Origin of the sequence: Mycobacterium sp. 20KCMC460 (assembly GCF_022179425.1) — a bacterium.
GTDB lineage: Bacteria > Actinomycetota > Actinomycetes > Mycobacteriales > Mycobacteriaceae > Mycobacterium > Mycobacterium kiyosense.
The window spans coordinates 1476249-1496065 of the sequence record NZ_AP025524.1 but is presented as its reverse complement, the minus strand read 5'-3'; the positions used below and the strand labels follow the sequence as shown (position 1 = coordinate 1496065).

21 protein-coding genes and 1 pseudogene are annotated in these 19817 nt (G+C 66.9%); 9 read left to right on the top strand and 13 right to left on the bottom strand.

Going from position 1 to position 19817, the window contains the following annotated elements; all coding sequences use genetic code 11:
* Positions 1-18 precede the first annotated feature (18 nt).
* Positions 19-708, top strand: coding sequence for a TetR/AcrR family transcriptional regulator (locus MKCMC460_RS06975; RefSeq protein ID WP_236981254.1), 690 nt, complete (start codon positions 19-21; stop codon positions 706-708).
* A 227-nt stretch (positions 709-935) separates the two neighbouring features.
* Here MKCMC460_RS06975 and MKCMC460_RS06970 read toward each other — a convergent pair whose 3' ends face one another.
* Positions 936-2681: a GMC oxidoreductase gene (locus MKCMC460_RS06970; protein ID WP_236981253.1), complete on the bottom strand. Its 1746-nt coding sequence runs from the start codon at positions 2679-2681 to the stop codon at positions 936-938.
* 72 nt (positions 2682-2753) lie between these two features.
* Here MKCMC460_RS06970 and MKCMC460_RS06965 point away from each other — a divergent pair, with 72 nt between their 5' ends.
* Both MKCMC460_RS06965 and MKCMC460_RS06960 read left to right on the top strand, forming a co-directional pair.
* Positions 2754-2999 (top strand): type II toxin-antitoxin system Phd/YefM family antitoxin, encoded by a 246-nt coding sequence (locus tag MKCMC460_RS06965; RefSeq protein ID WP_236981252.1) that lies wholly within the window; start codon positions 2754-2756, stop codon positions 2997-2999.
* Positions 2996-3388: a type II toxin-antitoxin system VapC family toxin gene (locus tag MKCMC460_RS06960; protein WP_236981251.1), complete on the top strand. Its 393-nt coding sequence runs from the start codon at positions 2996-2998 to the stop codon at positions 3386-3388. The genes MKCMC460_RS06965 and MKCMC460_RS06960 overlap by 4 nt, the downstream gene beginning before the upstream one ends.
* Before the next feature lie 5 nt (positions 3389-3393).
* Here the strand turns inward: MKCMC460_RS06960 and MKCMC460_RS06955 are convergent, their stop codons facing one another.
* The gene (locus MKCMC460_RS06955; protein WP_236983847.1) at positions 3394-4521 is read right to left on the bottom strand and encodes a GuaB3 family IMP dehydrogenase-related protein; all 1128 of its coding nucleotides are present in this window, start codon (positions 4519-4521) and stop codon (positions 3394-3396) included.
* A 14-nt stretch (positions 4522-4535) separates the two neighbouring features.
* Positions 4536-6125, bottom strand: coding sequence for an IMP dehydrogenase (guaB, locus tag MKCMC460_RS06950; RefSeq protein ID WP_238305441.1), 1590 nt, complete (start codon positions 6123-6125; stop codon positions 4536-4538).
* A gap of 164 nt (positions 6126-6289) precedes the next feature.
* Between guaB and MKCMC460_RS06945 the strand changes: the two genes are divergently transcribed.
* Positions 6290-6703 carry a DUF5319 domain-containing protein gene (locus MKCMC460_RS06945; RefSeq protein ID WP_236981250.1) on the top strand — a complete coding sequence of 138 codons (414 nt, stop codon included), beginning with the start codon at positions 6290-6292 and terminating at the stop codon, positions 6701-6703.
* A 16-nt stretch (positions 6704-6719) separates the two neighbouring features.
* Here MKCMC460_RS06945 and MKCMC460_RS06940 read toward each other — a convergent pair whose 3' ends face one another.
* The 3 genes from MKCMC460_RS06940 to MKCMC460_RS06930 form a co-directional block, all read right to left on the bottom strand.
* Entirely contained in the window at positions 6720-7640 is a 921-nt protein-coding gene (locus MKCMC460_RS06940) for an anti-sigma-D factor RsdA (RefSeq protein WP_236981249.1), read from the bottom strand.
* Complete coding sequence (gene sigD, locus MKCMC460_RS06935) at positions 7633-8208, bottom strand: ECF RNA polymerase sigma factor SigD (protein WP_236981248.1); 576 nt, start codon at positions 8206-8208, stop codon at positions 7633-7635. The genes MKCMC460_RS06940 and sigD overlap by 8 nt, the downstream gene beginning before the upstream one ends.
* A gap of 80 nt (positions 8209-8288) precedes the next feature.
* Complete coding sequence (locus tag MKCMC460_RS06930; RefSeq protein WP_238305439.1) at positions 8289-9122, bottom strand: hypothetical protein; 834 nt, start codon at positions 9120-9122, stop codon at positions 8289-8291.
* Positions 9123-9628: 506 nt separating this feature from the next.
* Here MKCMC460_RS06930 and MKCMC460_RS06925 point away from each other — a divergent pair.
* Positions 9629-9937: a WhiB family transcriptional regulator gene (locus tag MKCMC460_RS06925; protein ID WP_180917012.1), complete on the top strand. Its 309-nt coding sequence runs from the start codon at positions 9629-9631 to the stop codon at positions 9935-9937.
* Positions 9938-10009: 72 nt separating this feature from the next.
* On the opposite strand, the gene MKCMC460_RS06920 is transcribed toward MKCMC460_RS06925, so the two are convergent.
* From MKCMC460_RS06920 to MKCMC460_RS06900, 5 genes and pseudogenes are all read right to left on the bottom strand, one after another.
* Positions 10010-11017 (bottom strand): alpha/beta hydrolase, encoded by a 1008-nt coding sequence (locus tag MKCMC460_RS06920; RefSeq protein ID WP_236981246.1) that lies wholly within the window; start codon positions 11015-11017, stop codon positions 10010-10012.
* Between the two features lie 7 nt (positions 11018-11024).
* Positions 11025-11384 (bottom strand): annotated as a pseudogene (locus tag MKCMC460_RS06915) (VapC toxin family PIN domain ribonuclease); the annotation flags it as partial.
* Between the two features lie 53 nt (positions 11385-11437).
* Positions 11438-12655, bottom strand: coding sequence for an RNA polymerase sigma factor (locus MKCMC460_RS06910; protein ID WP_236981244.1), 1218 nt, complete (start codon positions 12653-12655; stop codon positions 11438-11440).
* A gap of 10 nt (positions 12656-12665) precedes the next feature.
* Positions 12666-13028 (bottom strand): YciI family protein, encoded by a 363-nt coding sequence (locus MKCMC460_RS06905; protein ID WP_236981243.1) that lies wholly within the window; start codon positions 13026-13028, stop codon positions 12666-12668.
* A 155-nt stretch (positions 13029-13183) separates the two neighbouring features.
* Positions 13184-14128, bottom strand: coding sequence for an oxygenase MpaB family protein (locus MKCMC460_RS06900; RefSeq protein WP_236981242.1), 945 nt, complete (start codon positions 14126-14128; stop codon positions 13184-13186).
* Between the two features lie 141 nt (positions 14129-14269).
* On the opposite strand from MKCMC460_RS06900, the gene MKCMC460_RS06895 reads away from it, so the two are divergent.
* Complete coding sequence (locus MKCMC460_RS06895; protein ID WP_236983845.1) at positions 14270-14836, top strand: TetR/AcrR family transcriptional regulator; 567 nt, start codon at positions 14270-14272, stop codon at positions 14834-14836.
* A 15-nt stretch (positions 14837-14851) separates the two neighbouring features.
* Here MKCMC460_RS06895 and MKCMC460_RS06890 read toward each other — a convergent pair whose 3' ends face one another.
* A complete protein-coding gene (locus MKCMC460_RS06890) occupies positions 14852-15220 on the bottom strand; it encodes an STAS/SEC14 domain-containing protein (protein ID WP_236981241.1) in 369 nt (122 codons plus the stop codon).
* Between the two features lie 39 nt (positions 15221-15259).
* Here MKCMC460_RS06890 and MKCMC460_RS06885 point away from each other — a divergent pair, with 39 nt between their 5' ends.
* The 3 genes from MKCMC460_RS06885 (at position 15260) to sfnG (ending at position 18076) form a co-directional block, all read left to right on the top strand.
* Positions 15260-15562: a hypothetical protein gene (locus MKCMC460_RS06885; protein WP_236981240.1), complete on the top strand. Its 303-nt coding sequence runs from the start codon at positions 15260-15262 to the stop codon at positions 15560-15562.
* A gap of 199 nt (positions 15563-15761) precedes the next feature.
* Complete coding sequence (locus MKCMC460_RS06880) at positions 15762-16916, top strand: acyl-CoA dehydrogenase family protein (RefSeq protein WP_236981239.1); 1155 nt, start codon at positions 15762-15764, stop codon at positions 16914-16916.
* A gap of 8 nt (positions 16917-16924) precedes the next feature.
* Positions 16925-18076: a dimethylsulfone monooxygenase SfnG gene (sfnG, locus tag MKCMC460_RS06875; RefSeq protein ID WP_236981238.1), complete on the top strand. Its 1152-nt coding sequence runs from the start codon at positions 16925-16927 to the stop codon at positions 18074-18076.
* A 124-nt stretch (positions 18077-18200) separates the two neighbouring features.
* Here sfnG and groL read toward each other — a convergent pair whose 3' ends face one another.
* Entirely contained in the window at positions 18201-19817 is a 1617-nt protein-coding gene (gene groL / locus MKCMC460_RS06870) for a chaperonin GroEL (protein WP_236981237.1), read from the bottom strand.

The following is a 19817-nucleotide window of genomic DNA, read 5'->3' as shown; positions in this document are numbered from 1 at the left end:
GCTCTGACCTTCAATGTGATGTCCAACACGGACGCTAACAAGTATGTTGCTTGCAAACAAGTTTTTTCCTGGAATGATTTCGCCATGCCAGCCAAAGGTTCTGTCGGGCTCACCCAGGCCGAACGGTCCGTTGAGTCCTCACAGCGGCTGCTTGCAGCGGCCATTGCACTGATCGCGGAGAAGGGGTTCGAAAAAACCACCGCCGCCGAGATCGGTGAGCGCGCCGGCTACAGCCGCGCGATGGTACGGGCCCGATACGGCACCAAAGAGGCGCTGCTGGAGTCGCTGGTGCGGACCGAATACGAGCCCATGTTCCTTGTGGCACCAGCCCCGGCTGCGCACGGCCTCGCGACGATACTCGGCCAATTCGACCATCTCGCCGCCCAAGCGGCCGAGAAGCCCGAACTGCTGACAGCCTTCTTCACCCTGTGCTTCGAGGCCATCGGGCCGGTACGAATGCTCAGCCCTTGGCTACGCGCCTGGCTGGCCCGCTACCGTGCAGCCACCAATACCGCATTCCAGCGGGGCCAGAAAGACGGGTCCATCCGGGCCGATCTTGACGTCGAACTGGAGACCCGGAAGATCATCACCTACGGTCTCGGACTCGGATTCCGCTGGACCCTGGAACCCGAGCTCGTCGACTTCGTCGCCGAACTTCGCCAATGGCGCGACTCCCTAGAAGTCGAGTACGCCCCGCCGCACACTTAGAGTTGCGAGCCACTTGCAGCGGCACACCGTCAAGAACATTAAACCCATTGAATGGCAACATCTTCGAATTGTTCATCTTAATTGGCTACTCGGCTAATGGCCCATATGTCCGCCGAGGGCCAGTACCTGACATACCGGCGCTCCTACCAGAGTCACAACACGACACCCACGAATCACCCTGTGACACAGGGACTCCGGCTTAGCTGTCCGCCGCCCGTCTAGAGGAGCTAACCGGCGTCGGCGGTCGAGTTCACCGGGTCGATCGGCAGCCACCGCAGCGCGGCCGGAGCATCCGCGGGCACCACCGGATGCTCTGGGGCGATCGGGTCCAGCCGCCGGTAGTCGTCACCCTGGAAGGGCCGCTCGTCGTTCTGACCCTTGTTCGGCCAGAGCGACGCGGCCCGCTCGGCTTGTGCCGCAATGGAAAGCGACGGGTTGACACCCAGGTTCGCCGAGATCGCCGACCCGTCCACGACGAACAGCGTCGGGTACCCATAGACCCGGTGGTAGGGATCGATCACCCCGGTGGCGGGGCTGTCGCCGATCGCCGCGCCGCCCAGGAAGTGCGCGGTGAGCGGAATGTTGAACAGCTCACCCCAGGTGCCGCCGGCCACCCCGTCGATCTTCTTCGCGATGCGGCGGGTCACCTCGTTGCCGACCGGGATCCACGTCGGGTTCGGCTCACCGTGGCCCTGCTTGCTGGAGTACCACCGGATGCCGAGCTTGCCGCGTTTGGTGAACGTGGTGATCGAATTGTCCAGATGCTGCATCACCAGCGCGATCACGGTGCGCTCACTCCAGTGCCGGGGGTACAGCAGCCGCAGCATCTTGCGCGGGTCCTCGCCGGCCTGGTCCAGCAACTGCCGCCAGCGCGGCACATCAGTCCCCTCGGGGCCCGTGCCGTCGGTCATCAACGTCTGCAGCAGACCCATCGCATTGGAGCCCTTGCCGTACCGGACCGGCTCCACGTGGGTGTCGGGCGTCGGGTGGATCGACGAGGTGATGGCCACCCCGTGGGTCAGGTCCAGGTCAGGATTGACCTCCAGGGTCGCCGCCCCGACGATGGATTCGGAGTTGGTCCGGGTCAGCACGCCCAGCCGGTCGGACAGCTTGGGCAGCTTTCCGGCGTCACGCATCCGGAACAACAGATGCTGCGTACCCCAGGTGCCGGCGGCCAGGATCAGGTGCCCCGCGGTGTAGGTGCGCTTGTCGCGACGCAGCCAGCTGCCGGTCCGCACCGTCTTGACCTCCCACAAGCCGTCGGAGCGCTGCTGGAAACCTTTGACCGTCGTCATCGGAATCACTTCGGCGCCAGCCGATTCCGCCAAACCCAGGTAGTTCTTCAGCAGGGTGTTCTTGGCGCCGTGGCGGCAGCCGGTCATGCAGCAACCGCATTCCAGGCAGCCGGTGCGGTCCGGCCCGGCACCACCGAAGTACGGGTCGGGCACCGTCACCCCGGGGGCCTTGGTTCCGTCGGGGCCGAAGAACACCCCCACCGGCGTGGGCACCCAGGTGTCGCCGCAACCCATCTCGTCGGCGACCTCCTTGAAGATGCGGTCGGCGTCGGTGAAGGTGGGGTTCTGCACGACGCCCAGCATCCGTTGCGCCTGCTGGTAGTGCGGCATCAGCTCGTCGCGCCAGTCGGTGATGTGCTTCCACTGCTGGTCGTTGAAGAACGGTTCCGGCGGGATGTAGAGGGTGTTGGCGTAGTTCAGCGATCCGCCACCCACCCCGGCGCCGGCCAGGATCATCACGTTCTTCAGCGGGTGGATGCGCTGGATTCCGTAGCAGCCCAGTTTGGGCGCCCAGAGGAACTTGCACAGGTTCCACGAGGTCTTGGCGAAATCTTCGTCGGCGTAGCGGCGCCCGGCCTCCAGCACGCCCACCCGGTAGCCCTTTTCGGTGAGGCGCAGCGCGCTGACGCTGCCCCCGAAACCCGAACCGATGATCAGAACGTCGTAATCCGGCTGCATTCCCGCAGTATGCCCCTCTTTACACGCGCCCTGTAACCGGCGGGTGCTTCGCGGCGAAGATAGACTAAGTTCATGACTAAGTCCACTGTGCTACGGGTCGGCGTCCACGAGGCGAAGACACGCATGTCGGAGCTGTTGCGACTGGTCGATAGCGGGCAGGAGATCGAGATTGCGCGCAGTGGCGAACCCGTGGCAAAGCTGGTGCCATTTCGCCCGCGCGAGATCCGGCGCTTGGGCATTGACCACGGCATATACACCGTGCCTGATGATTTCGACGCTCCGTTGCCAGACGATGTGCTGCAAAGCTTCCATCAGTGAAGCGTTTGCTGGTAGACACTCACGTCTGGCTGTGGATGCAGTCTGATCCCGGGCGGCTACGCGATGAAGCACGTGGCCTCGTTGCGGACGCCCGCAACGACGTTTTCCTCTCCGCCGCCAGCGCCTGGGAGATCGCGATCAAATACCGCCTCGGCAAACTCCTGTTGCCCGAAACCCCAGCCACGTACGTACCGGATCGAATGCGTCGTTCCGGAACATCTGCGCTACCGGTCGAACACGCTCACACGCTGCGCACCGCCGCGCTTCCAGACCATCACCGGGATCCGTTCGACCGCCTCATCGTCGCCCAGGCGCAGCTACTCAACCTGACCGTCGTGACCGCCGATGAGCAACTGTCCGCCTACGACGTCGCGCTCGTCGCGGCGTGACAACCTCAGCTACCGACCGTCAGGCCGACCTTCTGGAACTCCTTGAGGTCGCAGTAGCCGGCCTTGGCCATCGCCCGGCGCAGGCCCCCGACCAGGTTCAGGGTGCCGAACGGGTCGTCGGATGGGCCGTTGAGGACCCGCTCCAGCGGGGAGCGTTCGCCGACGGCGATCTGCAGCAGCGCGCCGCGCGGCAGCGACGGATGCGCGGCGGCCGACGGCCAGAACCAGCCCTCGCCCAGGGCTTCGGCGGCCTCGGCCAGCGGCGTACCCAGCACCACCGCATCAGCCCCGCAGGCGATCGCCTTGGCCAGCTCGCCGGAGGTGTGGATGTCGCCGTCGGCCAGCACATGCACGTAGCGCCCCCCGGTCTCGTCGAGGTATTCGCGGCGGGCCGCGGCGGCGTCGGCGATCGCGGTGGCCATCGGCACGCTGATGCCCAGCACCTCGTCGGTGGTGGTCACGCCCCGGGTGGCGCCGTAGCCGACGATGACCCCGGCCGCGCCGGTGCGCATCAGGTGCAGCGCGGTGCGGTGATCCTGGACACCGCCGGCCACGACGGGGACGTCGAGTTCGGAGATGAAGCTCTTCAGGTTCAGCGGTTCGCCGTCCCGGGCCACCCGTTCGGCCGAGACGATGGTGCCCTGGATCATCAGCAGATCGATACCGGCCTGCACCAGCACCGGCGTCAGGGCCTGGGCGTTCTGCGGGCTGACCCGCACCGCGGTGGTGACACCGGCCTCGCGAATGCGGGCCACCGCGGCGCCGAGCAGGTCGGGGTTCAGCGGGGCGGCGTGCAGTTCCTGCAGCAGCCGGATCGCCGCCGACGGTTCGGGCTCCTTGCTGGCGGCTTCGAGCAGTTGCGTGATCTTGGCCGGTACGTCGGAGTGCCGCCCGATCAGGCCTTCGCCGTTGAGCACGGCCAGGCCGCCGAGCCGGCCCAGCTCGATGGCGAACTCCGGGGACACCAGGGCATCGGTCGGGTGGGCCAGCACCGGGATCTCGAAGCGGTAGGCGTCGAGCTGCCAGGCGGTCGACACGTCCTGCGACGAGCGGGTGCGCCGCGACGGCACGATGTTGATTTCGCTGAGTTCGTAGGTACGACGGGCGTTGCGGCCCATGCCGATCTCGACCATGGCCAGTTCGCTGTTCACCGGGCGTAGTAGTTGGGCGCTTCGACGGTCATGGCGACGTCGTGCGGATGACTTTCCTTCAGGCCCGCGGCCGTGATCCGGACGAACTGCGCCTGCTGCAGCACCTCGATGGTGGCCGAGCCGGTGTAGCCCATCGCCGCGCGCAGGCCGCCGGTGAGCTGGTGAATCACCGAGCCCAGCGGGCCACGGAACGGCACCCGCCCCTCGATACCCTCGGGAACCAGCTTGTCCTCGGACAGCGCGTCGTCGGCGAAGTACCGGTCCTTGGAATAGGACTTGCCGCCGCCTCTACCCTGCATGGCACCCAGCGATCCCATGCCGCGGTAGCTTTTGTACTGCTTGCCGTTGACGAAGATCAGCTCGCCGGGCGCCTCGGCGGTTCCCGCCAACAGCGAGCCCAGCATGGCGGTCGAGGCTCCCGCGGCCAACGCCTTGGCGATGTCGCCGGAATACTGCAGCCCGCCGTCGGCGATCACCGGCACACCCGCCGGAGCACACACCGCGACGGCTTCCAGGATCGCGGTGATCTGAGGGGCGCCGACACCGGCCACCACCCGGGTGGTGCAGATCGAGCCCGGACCGACACCCACCTTCACCGCGTCGGCGCCGGCGTCGACCAGAGCTGCGGCCGCCGCGCGGGTGGCCACGTTGCCGCCGACCACCTCGACCCGGTCGCCGACCTCGAGCTTGAGCTTGTTCACCATGTCCAGGACCAGGCGGTTGTGCGCGTGCGCGGTGTCGACCACCAGCACGTCGACACCGGCGTCGACCAGCATCATGGCGCGTACCCAGGCGTCGCCGCCAACGCCCACGGCGGCCCCGACCAGCAGCCGCCCGTCGCTGTCCTTGGTGGCCAGCGGGTGTTGTTCGGTCTTGACGAAGTCCTTGACGGTGATCAGCCCGGTCAGCTTGCCGCGGCCGTCCACGATGGGCAGCTTCTCGATCTTGTTGCGGCGCAACAGGCCCAGCGCCGCCGAGGCGCTGACCCCCTCCTGAGCGGTGATCAGCGGCGACTTGGTCATCACTTCGGCGACGTGCTTGTTCTGGTCGACCTCGAAGCGCATGTCGCGGTTGGTAATGATGCCCACCAGTGCGCCGTCGTCGTCGACGACGGGCAGGCCGGAGATCCGGAACCGCGCGCACAGCGCGTCGACCTGGGCCAACGTGTTGTCCGGACGGCAGGTGACCGGGTCGGTGACCATGCCGGCTTCGGACCGCTTCACCATCTCGACCTGGCCGGCCTGCTCGGCGACCGGCAGGTTGCGGTGCAGCACACCCATGCCGCCGGAGCGGGCCATCGCGATGGCCATCCGCGACTCGGTGACGGTGTCCATCGCCGAGCTCACCAACGGCACCTTGAGCCGGATCTTCCGGGTTAGCTGACTTGAGGTGTCGGCCGTGGCGGGCACCACATCCGACGCCGCGGGCAGCAGCAGCACATCGTCGAAGGTCAGGCCGAGCATCGCGATCTTGTGCGGGTCGTCACCGCCGGTCGGCACCGGATTCTCGGCCAGGCCGCCTACCCGCACATAGGGGCTGCCGACCAGGTCGGAGCTGTCTTCGAGGCCGGACATGCCACGGGACATCGGCGAGGCCCTCCAATATGCCTGCTGGGTGGAAAGCCCATCCTATCGGCTCCCGGGGCTGCCGCAGTCACGACTTCGGCGTGGCGGCGGTCCGAACCCGCGCAGTCACGGCGTGCCTCGATAATTTCTGGCGTTATCACTACCCGGCTGCGTAGGCTGTGGGGGTGCGTGACCACCTTCCACCGGGTTTGCCACCCGACCCTTTCGCGGACGACCCGTTGGACCCGTCGGCGGCGCTGGAGGCCGTAGAGCCTGGTCAGCCGCTGGACCAGCAGGAGCGGATGGCCGTCGAGGCCGATCTGGCCGACTTGGCCGTGTATGAAGCGTTGTTGGCGCACAAGGGAATTCGCGGCCTCGTGGTGTGTTGCGACGAATGTCAGCAAGACCACTACCACGACTGGGACATGCTGCGCGCCAACCTGCTTCAACTACTGATCGACGGAACGGTCCGTCCGCACGAGCCGGCCTACGATCCCGAGCCGGACGCCTACGTCACCTGGGATTACTGCCGCGGCTACGCCGACGCGTCGCTCAACGAGGCGACCTCGGACGCCGACGGCTTCCGCCGCCACCTCTGATCTGAAGTCCGGTTAGTCAGGGCCTGTTCGGGAACGGAGTTCTCGGCGCCACCGGCCCCGTTGTTCGATCCCACAGCGCACCCGGCGGTGTCGACGACGCCGGCGCGCTCGGCCCGGCTGCCGGCGTGTTGGGCGTCGCCGACGGGCTGGGCTTGGGCTTTCCCTTCGATGACGTGGGCGGAGGCGAAGCAGGCGTAGTGGTCGTCGGCTTGGGCTTGGTGGTCGTTGTGGTCGGTGCCGGGCTGTGCGTGGTCGTCGCCGGCGGCGAAGACGCGGTGGTGCCCGGGTCCAGCGGCGGTGTCCACGAGTTCGCCGGCGCGGTGGCATTCGCGTCGCGCTTTTCCAGCTTGGTGTTCAGCTGGTTCACCTCCGCCAGCAGTCCCTGCTTGCGGCCGCGGTCGTTGACACCCTGCAAGGTGGTGGAGACCTCGGCCAGCTGATTCTGCGCCTGATCCCACTGACCCTGGGCGATCATCTGCTCGACCTTGGCCAGGTCCGCCTTGGCGGACAGCATGATCTGGTCGTCGTTGACTCTGGGCTCGTTGAACATCATCGCGTGCAGGCCGTAGAGCAGATCGCCGGGCTTCGCGTCGGCCACCACGGCACCGAAGCCGCTGAGTGCCAGCAGGGTTGCCGCCACCGAGCCGACCGCGGCCAGCCCGCGACCACCGCGCGGGCGGTGCGCCATCCCGTGGCGGAGCGCGTCTTCGGCCTCGTCCTGGGACACCAGCGCGCTGGCCGGTGGCCATCTCAGGTCGTCGCGCCAGTCGCCGAGCAGCTCGGCCAGCGCCTGGTCTTCGAAGGCCGGCAATCCTTCGGCGGCGCCGAGTCGGGTTTCGGTGCGGGCGGCCAGCGCGTCCAGCAGTAGGTCGGTCTGGGCGACCTCGTCGAGCGCGGGCTGGTCGCCGCGGGTGAAATCGGATCTGTGGTTACGCATAGTCACCTGCCGCGACGATTTCGTCCTTCAACCGTTGAAGGGCGCGGTGTTGAGCCACCCGGACAGCTCCGGTGGTACTTCCGACGGCTGCGGCGGTCTCCTCGGCACTCAGACCGACTACCACGCGCAGGATCAGGATCTCGCGTTGCTTGGCCGGGAGCGTCTCGAGCAGTTCGTTCATCCGGGTGACCGAGTCGGCCTCGATGGCCATCTGTTCCGGGCCGGCGTCGTAGGACCGGCGCTCGGGAACGGCCTCGGTGGGATAGGCCAGGTCCCGGCCGGCGGCGCGGTGCGCGTCGGCGACTTTGTGGGCTGCGATGCCGTACAGGAAGGCCAGGAACGGGCGTCCTCGGTCCCGGTAGCGCGGCAGCGCCGTTATGGTGGCCAAACACACCTCCTGTGCCACGTCATCTGCTGACAATCCACTCCGTTCGACGGTGCCGACGCGCGCTCGGCAGTACCGGACGACGATCGGACGGATGGTCTCCAGCACCTCCCGAAGTGCATTCCGGTCCCCTGCGGCGGCCTGGCCGACCACAGCGTCGAGACGTTCTCCCTGCATTGTCATCGACGGTGGTTTCTCCAAAGTCACGAACGGGACTCATCCCGGGCTAACTCGCTGGTCGGTAGTAACGGCAGGACAGAACTTCACGCGGTACGCCAGGCGCCACCGGCGCGTTGCACCTCACCTGCGCAAATATCCCTAATTTCGAGCAGTTCGGGCAGCCCCTGTGCTCCAACCGTGACGCTTCCGGTATCCATCAGCAAGCAAGCCAGCGCCCAGCGCAGAGGTGTCAATCCCAGCGGTTCGGCCGCCTGCAGGGCCTGTTGCGCGACGTCACGCGCCCGCTCGACATCCCCGGCTGCGCACAGCGCGGCCGCGAGTACGACGGCGCTCTTGATCCGGTGTCGCGCCGATCCGCCGGTCATGGTTGCCGCCCGCCCGACCGCGCCCTCGGCGCGCTGCACGGCGGTTCGCCCGTCGCCGCAAGCCATCGCCAGCTCCGCTGCGACCCAGCCGCGGCGCACGGCCAGGCGGTCTGCGGCCAGGGCCGACAGCTCGGCCTGATGCAGTGCCTCGTCCGCGCGGCCCAGCAACACCTGGGCGGCGGCGAAGCGGCCGACGCCCAACGCGTCGGCCGCCAGCCCGATCAACGCGTCGGCGCGGGCCTCGGGGTCGCTCCCGGCCAGCGCCAGCGCGCGGCCGTCCCAGCCGCGCGCCAAGGTGTGCCAGCCCAGCTGTCGCAGGAACGATCCGTGTGTGCTGTGTGCGAGCGAGGCCAGCCGACCGGATGTGGCTTGGCGGCGCAGCAGCGCCAGGTCGGCATAGGCGCTGGCGTACCGGCCCTGCCCGCCGGCGGCGACGGCGCGCAGCCACAACTGATCGGCGGTCGCGGCGGTGGGCAGCGGCCAGGTGGCGGGCGCGGCGCCGAAGGCGGCCCGGGTCAGCGTCGCGTCGATGGCCGCGAGGGGTTCAGTCACCGCGATAGCTCACCCCGGCCCGATCCACTGACGCAACTGCCACCGCGGCGGCGCCGCCAACCCATCCGCTCGTCCGGCACCATGACCCGGTCCCCGGGCCTGCCCCGGCCCGGAACTGGAACGAGTTTCACTCACCGTGATAGCTGCGGTCCCACCCGTAAAAAGTTTGTGCTTTCTGTGTTACCAGAATATTAATCGCCATGGCCGACGTGCCAATCACAACCCTGCGACAATATCCCTGTGAGCTGCCACGATAGGGTCTCTTTCCAGCTCGATTAGCACACCTACCCTTCACCGAAAGCGAGATAGATGAACGCAGAGTTAATTCTCCCAGAACCAGTCTGTTTTTAATCACATCAAGCGCCTATTGACGGAAATTCGTTAGCGCCCCTAGCGTCTACCTTGTTCGGTGTAGTCATCGGTGACGCCACTGCCAATTCAGTTGCACAACTCGCGTTTGTTTCGGGTCGGCCCCTTCGGTGGGGCGTGCAGAGAGGGAATCAGCAATGCCACAGCCGGAACAGCTACCTGGGCCCAACGCCGACATCTGGAACTGGCAGTTGCAGGGGTTGTGCCGAGGCGTCGACTCATCGATGTTCTTCCATCCCGACGGAGAGCGCGGCCGAGCCCGCATGCTTCGGGAGCAACGCGCCAAGGAGATGTGCCGGCGCTGCCCGGTAATCGACGAGTGCCGCACGCATGCGCTCGATGTCGGTGAGCCCTACGGAGTGTGGGGCGGCCTGTCGGAGTCCGAGCGCGAGTTGCTGCTCAAGGGCGCCATCGGTCGCGGCCGCGGTATCCGCCGCTCGGCCTGATTGCCGTTAGACGACGCAGGCCCGGGGTGCGTTTCGCCTCCGGGCCTGCGTTTGTTTGCTGGTCGGATGCGATCAGAGCAGGTGGGTGCGCAGGTGGGCCTGGGCGCTCGCGTGAAAAGCCCTCAGCATCTCCGATTTCGGAGCAAATAGTTCGGCCCCGTGGTACATCCCGGGAATCGTGACAAGCGTGCTGGTGACGCCGCTGGATTGCAGCCGCTGCGCGTAGTCGACGTCCTCGGTGTAGAACAGGTCGAGTTCTCCCACCCCGACCCAAGCCGGCGGCAGCCCGCTCAGATCCTGCCGGCGCGCGGGTGCCGCGTACTCCGGCGCGTCCGACATTCGCGGTTGGCGGCCCAGATAGCAGCTCCAGCCGAACCGATTCGCTTCCGGGGTCCACATGAACCGGCCCCGCCCGGCGTGATCGGTGCGCAGCGTGCTGCGGTCGTCGAGCATCGGGTACACCAGCACCTGCGCCCGCAGCGGGATTCCCTCGTCGTGGCTGCGCTGCGCGACGGCGGCGGCCAGGCCACCGCCCGCGCTGGCGCCCATCACGGCCAATCGCTGCGGGTCGATGCCCAACTCGGCGGCGTTGGTACGCAGCCACCGCAACACGGTCATGCAGTCGTCGAGTCCGGCCGGAAATGGGTGTTCGGGCGCCAGCCGGTAGTCGGGTGAGACGGTGACCACGCCGAGTTCCCGGGCCAGTCGCGCGGCGAAACCGACCTCCATCTCCGGCGAGCCCATGACATAGCCGCCACCGTGTATGTACAGCACGGCGGGCCGTGGCGCAGCGATATGGGTGGGCGTGACGATCAGCACCCGAACGGAGGGCTCACCGGCGCGGCGTTCGGTCACCGTCACGCCCGGTCCCGCGGGGCTGGGTATTCGCGAAGCGCGGCGAAACAACGGCAGCGACCAGGCATGCCCGATTCCAGGAACGAACGGCAGCAACGGATTTCGGAGCTCGGGCGCCACTTCGGCCAGGCTGTGGCGCGCGGCCGCGTATCGCCGGGCCGCCAGCGTGGCCGCCCCTGCCGCGGCAACGACGGCGAATCGCTTCGACGAGCCGACGAGCACCACGGCCCGATTAAAGCACGGGCGGCTGGTGCCGCGCCCCGGGCGCGGCGACCGTGATTCCCAAAGCTGCGGCGGCCTGACCGAGCCGAGTGTCGGAGGTGACGAGCGCGGCCAACGGCGCGGCACTCGACGCGACTTGAGCGGTAGCCAGATGCACCGCGTCCAGCGTGCACAGGCTTGCCTCGGGGTAGGACGCAGCGGTGGAACGAATCACGGGGTCGAGGTCGAACCGGTCCACCCTGGCGAGCACGGCGGGAACCGCCGGAAGGCCGTCGGGAGCCACCACGCGGAGCGCGCGGGGCAGCTCAATCTCCGCCAAAACCGATGTTATCCAAGGCATTTCAATGCGATCGTCGAGCCACTGCACCAGTCACCGACACTTCGCCCACGCCGATCATGTACTACAAAGTTGCTCTACCGCAGTCACACCAACTGGGCGCGCCGGCGCACGAGGTAGGCCTTCTCGGCCGGGTTGTCGACGAGCATCAACGCTGCGTCGTAGGCGGCGCGCGCTTCGCTGGACCGCCCGAGGCGCCGCAGCAGCTCGGCGCGGGTGACGTGAAATGCGTGATAGCGCTTCATGTTTGCCCGCGGCAACTTCTCGACCCGCGCTAAGGCGACCTCGGGCCCGTCAAGTTCGGCAATCGCGACCGCGTAGTTGAGCTCAGCGACCGGTCCTGGGTCGATCACCAGCAGCTGTCGGTACAGCGCGGCGATCTGGGACCAGTCGGTGTCAGCTGCGCTCGGCGCGTCGGTGTGTACCGCGTTGACCGCGGCGAGCAATTGGTAGCGACCGGGACGGTTGATCGCCAGGCAGTTGCGGACCAGGGCGTGCCCTTCGGACACAAGTGCCCGATCCCACGCACCTCGATGCTGTTCGGGCAGCGGCACCAACTCACCGTCGGCGATCCGGCTCGACCGCCGAGCCTGCGTGAGCAACATCAGAGCGAGCAAGCCCGTCGCCTCCGGACAGTCGGGCAGCAACCCGCACAGCATTCGGCCCAGCCGGATGGCCTCGGTGGCGAGGTCGTCGCGCACCGCCACGCCGGAGGTCGCCAGATATCCCTCGTTGAAAACCAGATAGATCACCGCCAGCACCCCGGCGACCCGATCCGGCAGGTCTTCGGCGGCGGGTACCCGGTACGGAATACGCGCGGCGGCAATCTTTTTCTTGGCACGGTGGATCCGCTGCGCCATCGTTGTCTCCGACACCAGGAATGCCGCGGCAATCTCGGCGACCGAAAGGCCGCCGAGCAGGCGCAGCGTCAGCGCCACCCGTGCCTCGATCGCCAGCGCCGGGTGACAGCAGGTGAAGATCAGCCGCAGCCGATCGTCGGCTATGCCGCCCGTGGCTTCGTGCGCCGGTTCATCGCGAATCATGTTGGCTGCCAGATGTTTTGACGTTCGCTGTGATTCGCGGCGGATCAGGTCGATCGCCTTGTTGGCCGCGACTGTGATAAGCCACCCGGCCGGGTTCGGCGGTACCCCGTCCCGCGGCCACCGTTGCAGAGCAACCAGCAGCGCCTCGCTGGCCGCCTCCTCGGCGACGTCGACGTCGCCGAATCGACGGACCAACGAGGCGATCACCCGTCCGTACTGGTCGCGATAAACCCGCTCGATCGCGTCCACGTGTTTGCCCAACCTGCCTGCCCTAAGGGGCGTCCCCGAACGGCCGCACCTCGACGCGGCCCTGACAGGCTTTGGACCCTTGTTTCGCCCAGTCCAGCGCGGCATCGAGGTCGGCGGCTTCAATGATCCAGAACCCGCCGAGATATTCCTTGGATTCGGTGTACGGGCCGTCGGTGATCACGGGTGTGTCGCCGGTGTTATCGACCACGGTGGTCACCTCGCGAGGCATCAAACCACCGGCGAACACCCAGGCGCCGGCCGTCTGCAGCTTCTCGTTGAACGCGTCGACGGCGTCGAAAATCGGCTGCGTCTGCTCGGGCGTCATCTCGGCCATCGCGGCGGCCTCCGCGGTGTCGTGGTTGACGGCCAGAAAGTACTGCGGCATCTCTTGCTCCCTGCGCTACGCGGGCGCGCCGGATGGCTGCCCGTCATGATATCTACGAAGACGACGTCCTCGTTATGACACCGGCAGCCGGGAAAATTCATCGAAATCGGTAGCCGAGACGCCGTCGCGCTGGACGGCGCAGGTCAGATCGCTGCCTAGCCGGAATGCGGCGGAAGGTTGTAGGCGAACGATTTCTGCTGGCGCTGCTTCATCTTCTGCAGGCACTGGTGATGCTTGCGTGCGTGGTATGCCAGCGGAAAGTAGGTCAGCCGGTCTGGCAGCACCCGGTAGGCGGTGCGGATCACCGTGTAGGCCCGCACCAGCTGGCGTTCCTCCTTGGCGCTCCAGGTGACGCCGAGCTTTTCGCGAAGACGCGGATCCAGGAGCCCGACGACGGACAGGTAGTTGAGCCGGATCGAGGGCCGCACCGCGGCCCGGGCCAGCGGGGCCAGCTGTTTCGGGAAGGACGGCGGCAGCTCGACCTTGCGGGTCTGCATGTCGTGCATCAACTGCAGCGCCTGCGGCGTGCCTTGCAGCTTGTCCAGCATCGCTTCGAAGTAGTCGGCCATCTCCTGCTGCGACTCGGGGTATCCGCGCATCGGCACGTGCAGCAGCCGGGCCAGCCGGCGATTGTCACGCAGCAGCTCCTGCTTCTCGACCTCGGTGAATTCCCGGCCGATCAGCAACCGGCCGGCCTGCGCGTTGACGATGTAGCCGGTGGCGATCACCCATTGGTACGCCTCGGGGTTCAGCGCGCTGATCTGTTTTCCGGTCTCGGCGCTTTTCATTTTGATCGGCTGGTGCATCGCACGGACCCGGTCACCCTCGGCAGCGGCCTCGGTTCCACCGTAGGTCCAGCGCAGCACCGAGTCGACGGAACGTATCGCACGTCCACCCGGGTCACCGTGGAACGCCGCGGAGTAGCGGCCGGTGATCTCGGCGATCACCGGGTGCATCGCCTGCATCATGAATGCTGCGCCCTCGAGGATGAGGAATGTCCAGTGTCCGGTGTGTTCGGCGGTCAGCGAATCCGGCGGCACGAGTTCGATTCCCCCGGAATCCTCGGCCTGCCGGTGGACTTCGAGGTTGGTGGCGGTCATCGGTTCCCTCCCGTCGAACTGATGACCCGACGCTAATATGACCGTCAGGTCGCATTCAAGTCGCGTCAGGAGTACCCAGTGAGCGCAACAAAGCCCAGTTCAGGCCGCCGCAAGGCACCACAGCAGGCCCGTTCCCGCGAGATGGTCGCAAAAATTGTGTTGGCCACGGTGTCGTTGCTGCACGAGTACCCGCCCGAGCAGCTCACCACCAATCTGATCGCCGAGAAGGCAGACATCAGCAAGGGGTCGATCTATCAGTACTTCGCGAACAAGGAACAGATGATCGATGCCGCGATCGAGCAACTCGCCGCCGATCAGGCGCCCGGCATCGAGGCCCGGCTCCGGGCGATCACCCTCGACCAGCCGGAACCGGCGATGGAAGCATCGATCGACATCCTCATCGACGTCACGATCGCCAACCGCCGGTTGATTCGCTACCTGGCCGAGCGGCCCGATCACGTCCGGACCTTCGACAACATCTCGGGCCTCAACGCCACGTTGCTGGCGATGTCCACCCTGCACATGAACCACTACCGCAGCCAGTACCGCAGCGAACTGAGTCCGAGCGCATTGGCGTGGTTGTTCTTCAACATGGCGGTGGCGACGACCCTGCGCTATATCGAGTCCGACGATCCCATCAGCCTCGACGAACTGCGCACCGGGCTGAAACTCGCCTCCGCCGGCTTCCTCATCGGCAATCGAGACTAGCCCCGCGGTTGCGGATTACTCGCCGCCGGTGATCCAGTTTGTGGCCTGCTCGGACTCACCACCGGCGAAGTGGCGGATCTGCGCCGCGACGAAGTGCGAGCCCAGATGCTGAGCGAGATCGCCCATGTGCGAGTCGGTGACGATGGCGATCTTCTTGACGTGCCGGTGATGGTCGCGCACGAATCGGATGTGGTTCACCAGTGCCCCGAAGCTGTCCCAGCCCGGAAAGTGCTTCGCCTCGATGATGAGGCCGGCCAATGCGCCGCCCGCCTCGATCTCGGGGTCCACGACCTTAGCGAGTTCGGCGAAATCGCTTTTGTCGAGCGATGATTCGGGCGAAACGTGCAGTATCGAATTGGCTTTGTCCAATTGGTAATCGATCATGTCGGCTCCTCGACTCGTGACCTGATCACCATCCTCGGCGTGGCGTGGACCGATCGTCAGCGGGACAAGGTAACCAACGGGCAGGGTCTTTGGTCACGCCGGATCAAGACGCGGGCCGTTGGGCATGCGGCGATCCTCGCGGCAGCCCGCGAGGTATTCGCCGAGCCCGCGGTCGCCGACGATGTCGACGAGCAAGGAGATTTGTTGGGCGCCTTGTTGATTGGCGAGACATTCAGTCGCCATGGCCGACGGGAAACTCGCCGCTATGTCACCCGGCGAGCTGATCGAGATGCCGGCATGGCAAGTTGCGATCAGATTGTAAGTAATTGCGGCACGCGGTAAATCGCGTGGTCAGATCGGGTGCGGGAGTTGACGGGTGGGTTATCGCGGTTAGGCCTGACGGGGATGGTCCGCGCTACCGTTTTCCCGTCTCGATGACAGACAAGTTTTGACTACCTCGGGAGTGAGCCAGATGTCCGTTATCGCCGCCACCGCAACAACCGATACCGCTGACGGGGCCACCGTCGCTGGTGTGCTTACCGTGGCTGATCGTGTGGCCGACCAACTACGGGAGACCGCCGCCGAGCGGGACAGGGCCAACGGCACCCCGCGAGCCGAGATCGAACTGCTGCGCAGCAACGATCTGCTGCAGGTGCAGGAACCGATCGAGTACGGCGGATCCGGCTTCACCTACGCCCAAGCGGCCCAGGTCACCCGCCGCATCGCCCGCGGCGACACCTCGATCGCCCACCTGATCGGCTACCACTACGCGCAGACTCGGATCGCCGGGCTGTTCGGCACGCCCGTCCAGGCCGACGCGTTGTCGCGCCGCAATGCGGCCGAGAAGCTGTTCTGGGGTGGTATCCAAAACCCGCGCGGCGGATCCGATCTCGTGCTCACTCGCGACGGTGACGGGTTCCGGCTCAACGGGCACCGGACGTTCGCCAGCGGCGCCAGCACCGGAGACCAGCTGTCGGTGACCGCGGCATTGGACGGCGAACTGGTATTCCTGTCGCTGGACGTCCGAGGCGGCCGCCAGGGCTTCACATTCCTCAACGATTGGGACAACATCGGGCAGCGCCTGACCGACTCGGGCGGCGTGCGCATCGATAATGCGCGCATTGAACACGACGAAGTCCTCGGCGAGGAACCGTTTGTCGGCGCGACGCCCAGCCCGTACCAGACCCTGGTCACGCCGCATTGGCAGTTGGCATTCGCCAACTTCTATATCGGCACCGCCGAGGGCGCGCTGTCCGAGGCGCTGGACTGGACCCACCGATACGCCTCGCCCTGGGAATCTTCCGGTGTCGACAAAGCCACTGACGACCCCTACATCCTGCGTACGGTCGGCGAGCTGACCAGCCAGGTGCACGCCGCGGCGCTGCTCACCGACCGGGCCGGTGATGCGCTGCAGACGGCGTTGGCGGTGGGCCCCGCGCTGACCGAGGACCAGCGGGCCGAGGCGGCGGTGGCGGTCTACGAGGCCAAATATTTCACCACGACGGTGTCGCTGGAAACGGTCAGTAGGTTGTTCGAAATCCAGGGTGCGCGCGCCACGTCCAGTCGTTACGGGTTCGACCGGCACTGGCGCAACCTGCGCACCCACACCCTGCACGACCCGGTGGCCTATAAGGCGCGCGAGGTGGGCGACTGGGTCGTCAATCGCCGCCGGCCCGAGTTCTCGCTCTACCGCTGAGGTCCCCCATGCCGACCGACCCGACCACCACGCCGCTGCGCTTCGCCTACTGGGTGCCCAACGTCAGCGGCGGCCTGGTGACGTCGACCATCGAGCAACGCACCGACTGGAGTTACGACTACAACGTCGAGCTGGCCCGGCTGGCTGAGAACACCGGCTTCGACTACGCCCTCACCCAGGTCCGCTACACCGCCAGCTATGGTGCCGAATACCAGCACGAGTCAACCAGTTTCAGTTTGGCGCTGCTGCTGGCCACCCGGCGACTGAAGGTGATCGCCGCGGTACACCCGGGGCTGTGGCAGCCCGGGGTGCTGGCCAAGTGGGCGGCCACCGCCGACCACCTCTCGGGTGGTCGGGTCGCCGTCAACATCGTCAGCGGCTGGTTCAAACACGAGTTCACCGGGCTGGGTGAGCCGTGGCTCGAACACGACGAGCGCTACCGTCGTAGCGCCGAATTCATACAGGCTCTGAAGGCACTGTGGACGCAGGATCGGGCCAACCTGGCCGGCGATTTCTATCGGCTGCGCGACTTCAGCATGCAGCCCAAGCCCGTCTCGCTGCCCGGCCGACTGCATCCGGAGATCTTTCAGGGCGGCAACTCCACCGCGGCCCGTGGCAACGGCGGGCGCTATGCCGATTGGTATTTCTCCAATGGGAAGGACTTTGACGGCGTGGCCGAGCAGATCGGGGAGTTGCGCGAGATCGCGGCGTTGGCAGGACGTTCCGAAGCTCCCCGATTCGGCCTCAACGGGTTCGTCATCGTGCGCGACACCGAGGCCGAAGCGCGCGAAGTTCTACGAGAGATCGTCGCCAAAGCCGATGTGACCGCCGTAGCGGGATTCGCGAACGCGGTGCGCCAAGCCGGCGCAGCCACCGCCGACCACCGCGGCATGTGGGCCGATTCGAGTTTCGAGGACCTGGTGCAGTACAACGATGGCTTCCGTACCCAGCTGATCGGCACCGCCGAGCAAGTCGCTGAACGCATCGTCGCCTACCGCAAACTGGGCGTCGACCTGATCCTGACCGGATTCCTGCACTTCCAGGAAGAACTTGAGGCATTTGGCGAGAAGGTGTTGCCGCTCGTCCGGGAATTGGAGGTGGCTGCAGGCCTCGACCCTGCCGCGGTGCCGGCGGCGCCGGTGGCTACGGCGTCACCGTGACCGCCACACGTCCGACGTCGGCCTTGGCTGAGAGCTTCAGCGACAAGCTTTTGTCATGTTGTAGGTGCCCGATACGCGAAACACCCCCGGCCCTGAGACCGGGGGTGTTTTCGCGAGCGCTTACTCAGTGGTGGTGGTGACCATGGCCGTGGTCATCCGCGGCCTCGGCCGGCTTGTCGACGACCGCCGTTTCCGTGGTCAGCACCATCCGCGCCACCGAGGAGGCGTTGAGCACCGCCGAGCGGGTCACCTTGACCGGGTCGACGATCCCGTCGGCGGCCAGGTCACCGTAGGTGCGGCTGGCCGCGTTGAGGCCGTGCCCGGTGGGCAGCTCGCTGACCTTGTTGACCGCGACCGCGCCGTCGAGCCCGGCGTTGGTGGCAATCCAGTACAGCGGCGCGGCCAGCGCGTCGGAGAACACGTCGACACCCAACTGCTCGTCGCCGCTGAGCCCCTCGCGCAGCGACTTCAGCACGTGCCGGGCCTGGATCAGCGCGGAGCCACCGCCGGAGACGATGCCTTCCTCGACCGCGGCCTTGGCCGCCGCCACCGCGTCCTCGACGCTTTCCTTGCGCTCCTTGAGCGCGGTCTCGGTGGCGGCCCCCACCTTCACGACCGCCACACCGCCGGCCAGCTTGGCCAACCGCTCGCTGAGCTTCTCCCGGTCCCACTCGGAGTCGCTGGCCTCGATCTCGGCCCGCAGTTGCTTGACCCGGTTGGCGACCGCGTCCTTGGACCCGCCGCCGTCGACGATGATGGTGTCGTCCTTGCTGACCACCACCCGCCGGGCGGTGCCCAGCACGTCGAGGCCCGCCTCACGCAGCACCAGCCCGGTGTCGGGGTTGATCACCTCGGCGCCGGTCACGATCGCCAGGTCCTGCAGGAACGCCTTGCGGCGGTCGCCGAAGAACGGCGCCTTGACCGCCACGGCCTTCAGCGTCTTGCGGATGGAGTTGACCACCAGCGTGGCCAGCGCCTCACCCTCGACGTCCTCGGCGACGATCAACAGCGGCTTACCCGCCTCGGCCACCTTCTCCAGCAGCGGCAGCAGGTCGGGCAACGAGCTGATCTTGTCCTGGTGCAACAGGATCAGCGGGTCTTCCAGCACGGCCTCCTGGGCGTCGAAGTCGGTGACGAAGTACGCCGACAGGAAGCCCTTGTCGAAGCCGACGCCCTCGGTGAATTCCAGCTCGGTGTTCAGCGTGGACGATTCCTCGACACTGACCACACCGTCGGCGCCGACCTTGGTCATCGCCTCACCGACCAGTTCGCCGATCTGCTCGTCGCGCGAGGACACGGTCGCCACCTGAGCGATCGCGTCCTTGCCCGACACCGGGGTGGCCGCGGCCAGCAGCGCCTCGGACACCGCGTCGGCGGCCTTGCTGATGCCCGAGCCCAGGGCGATCGGGTTGGCGCCGGCGGCAACCAGCCGCAGGCCGCCCTTGACCAGCGCCTGGGCCAGCACCGTCGCGGTGGTGGTGCCGTCGCCGGCGACGTCGTTGGTCTTGGTGGCCACCGACTTCACCAGCTGGGCGCCCAGGTTTTCGAACGGGTCTTCCAGGTCGATCTCCCTGGCGACGGTGACGCCGTCGTTGGTCACCTGCGGCCCGCCGAACGCCTTGGCCAGCACCACGTGCCGGCCGCCGGGTCCCAGCGTCACCTTGACCGCGTCGGCGAGCTTGTTCACGCCCGCCTCCATGGCACGACGCGCGGTCGCGTCGAACTCGATAAGTTTGCTCAT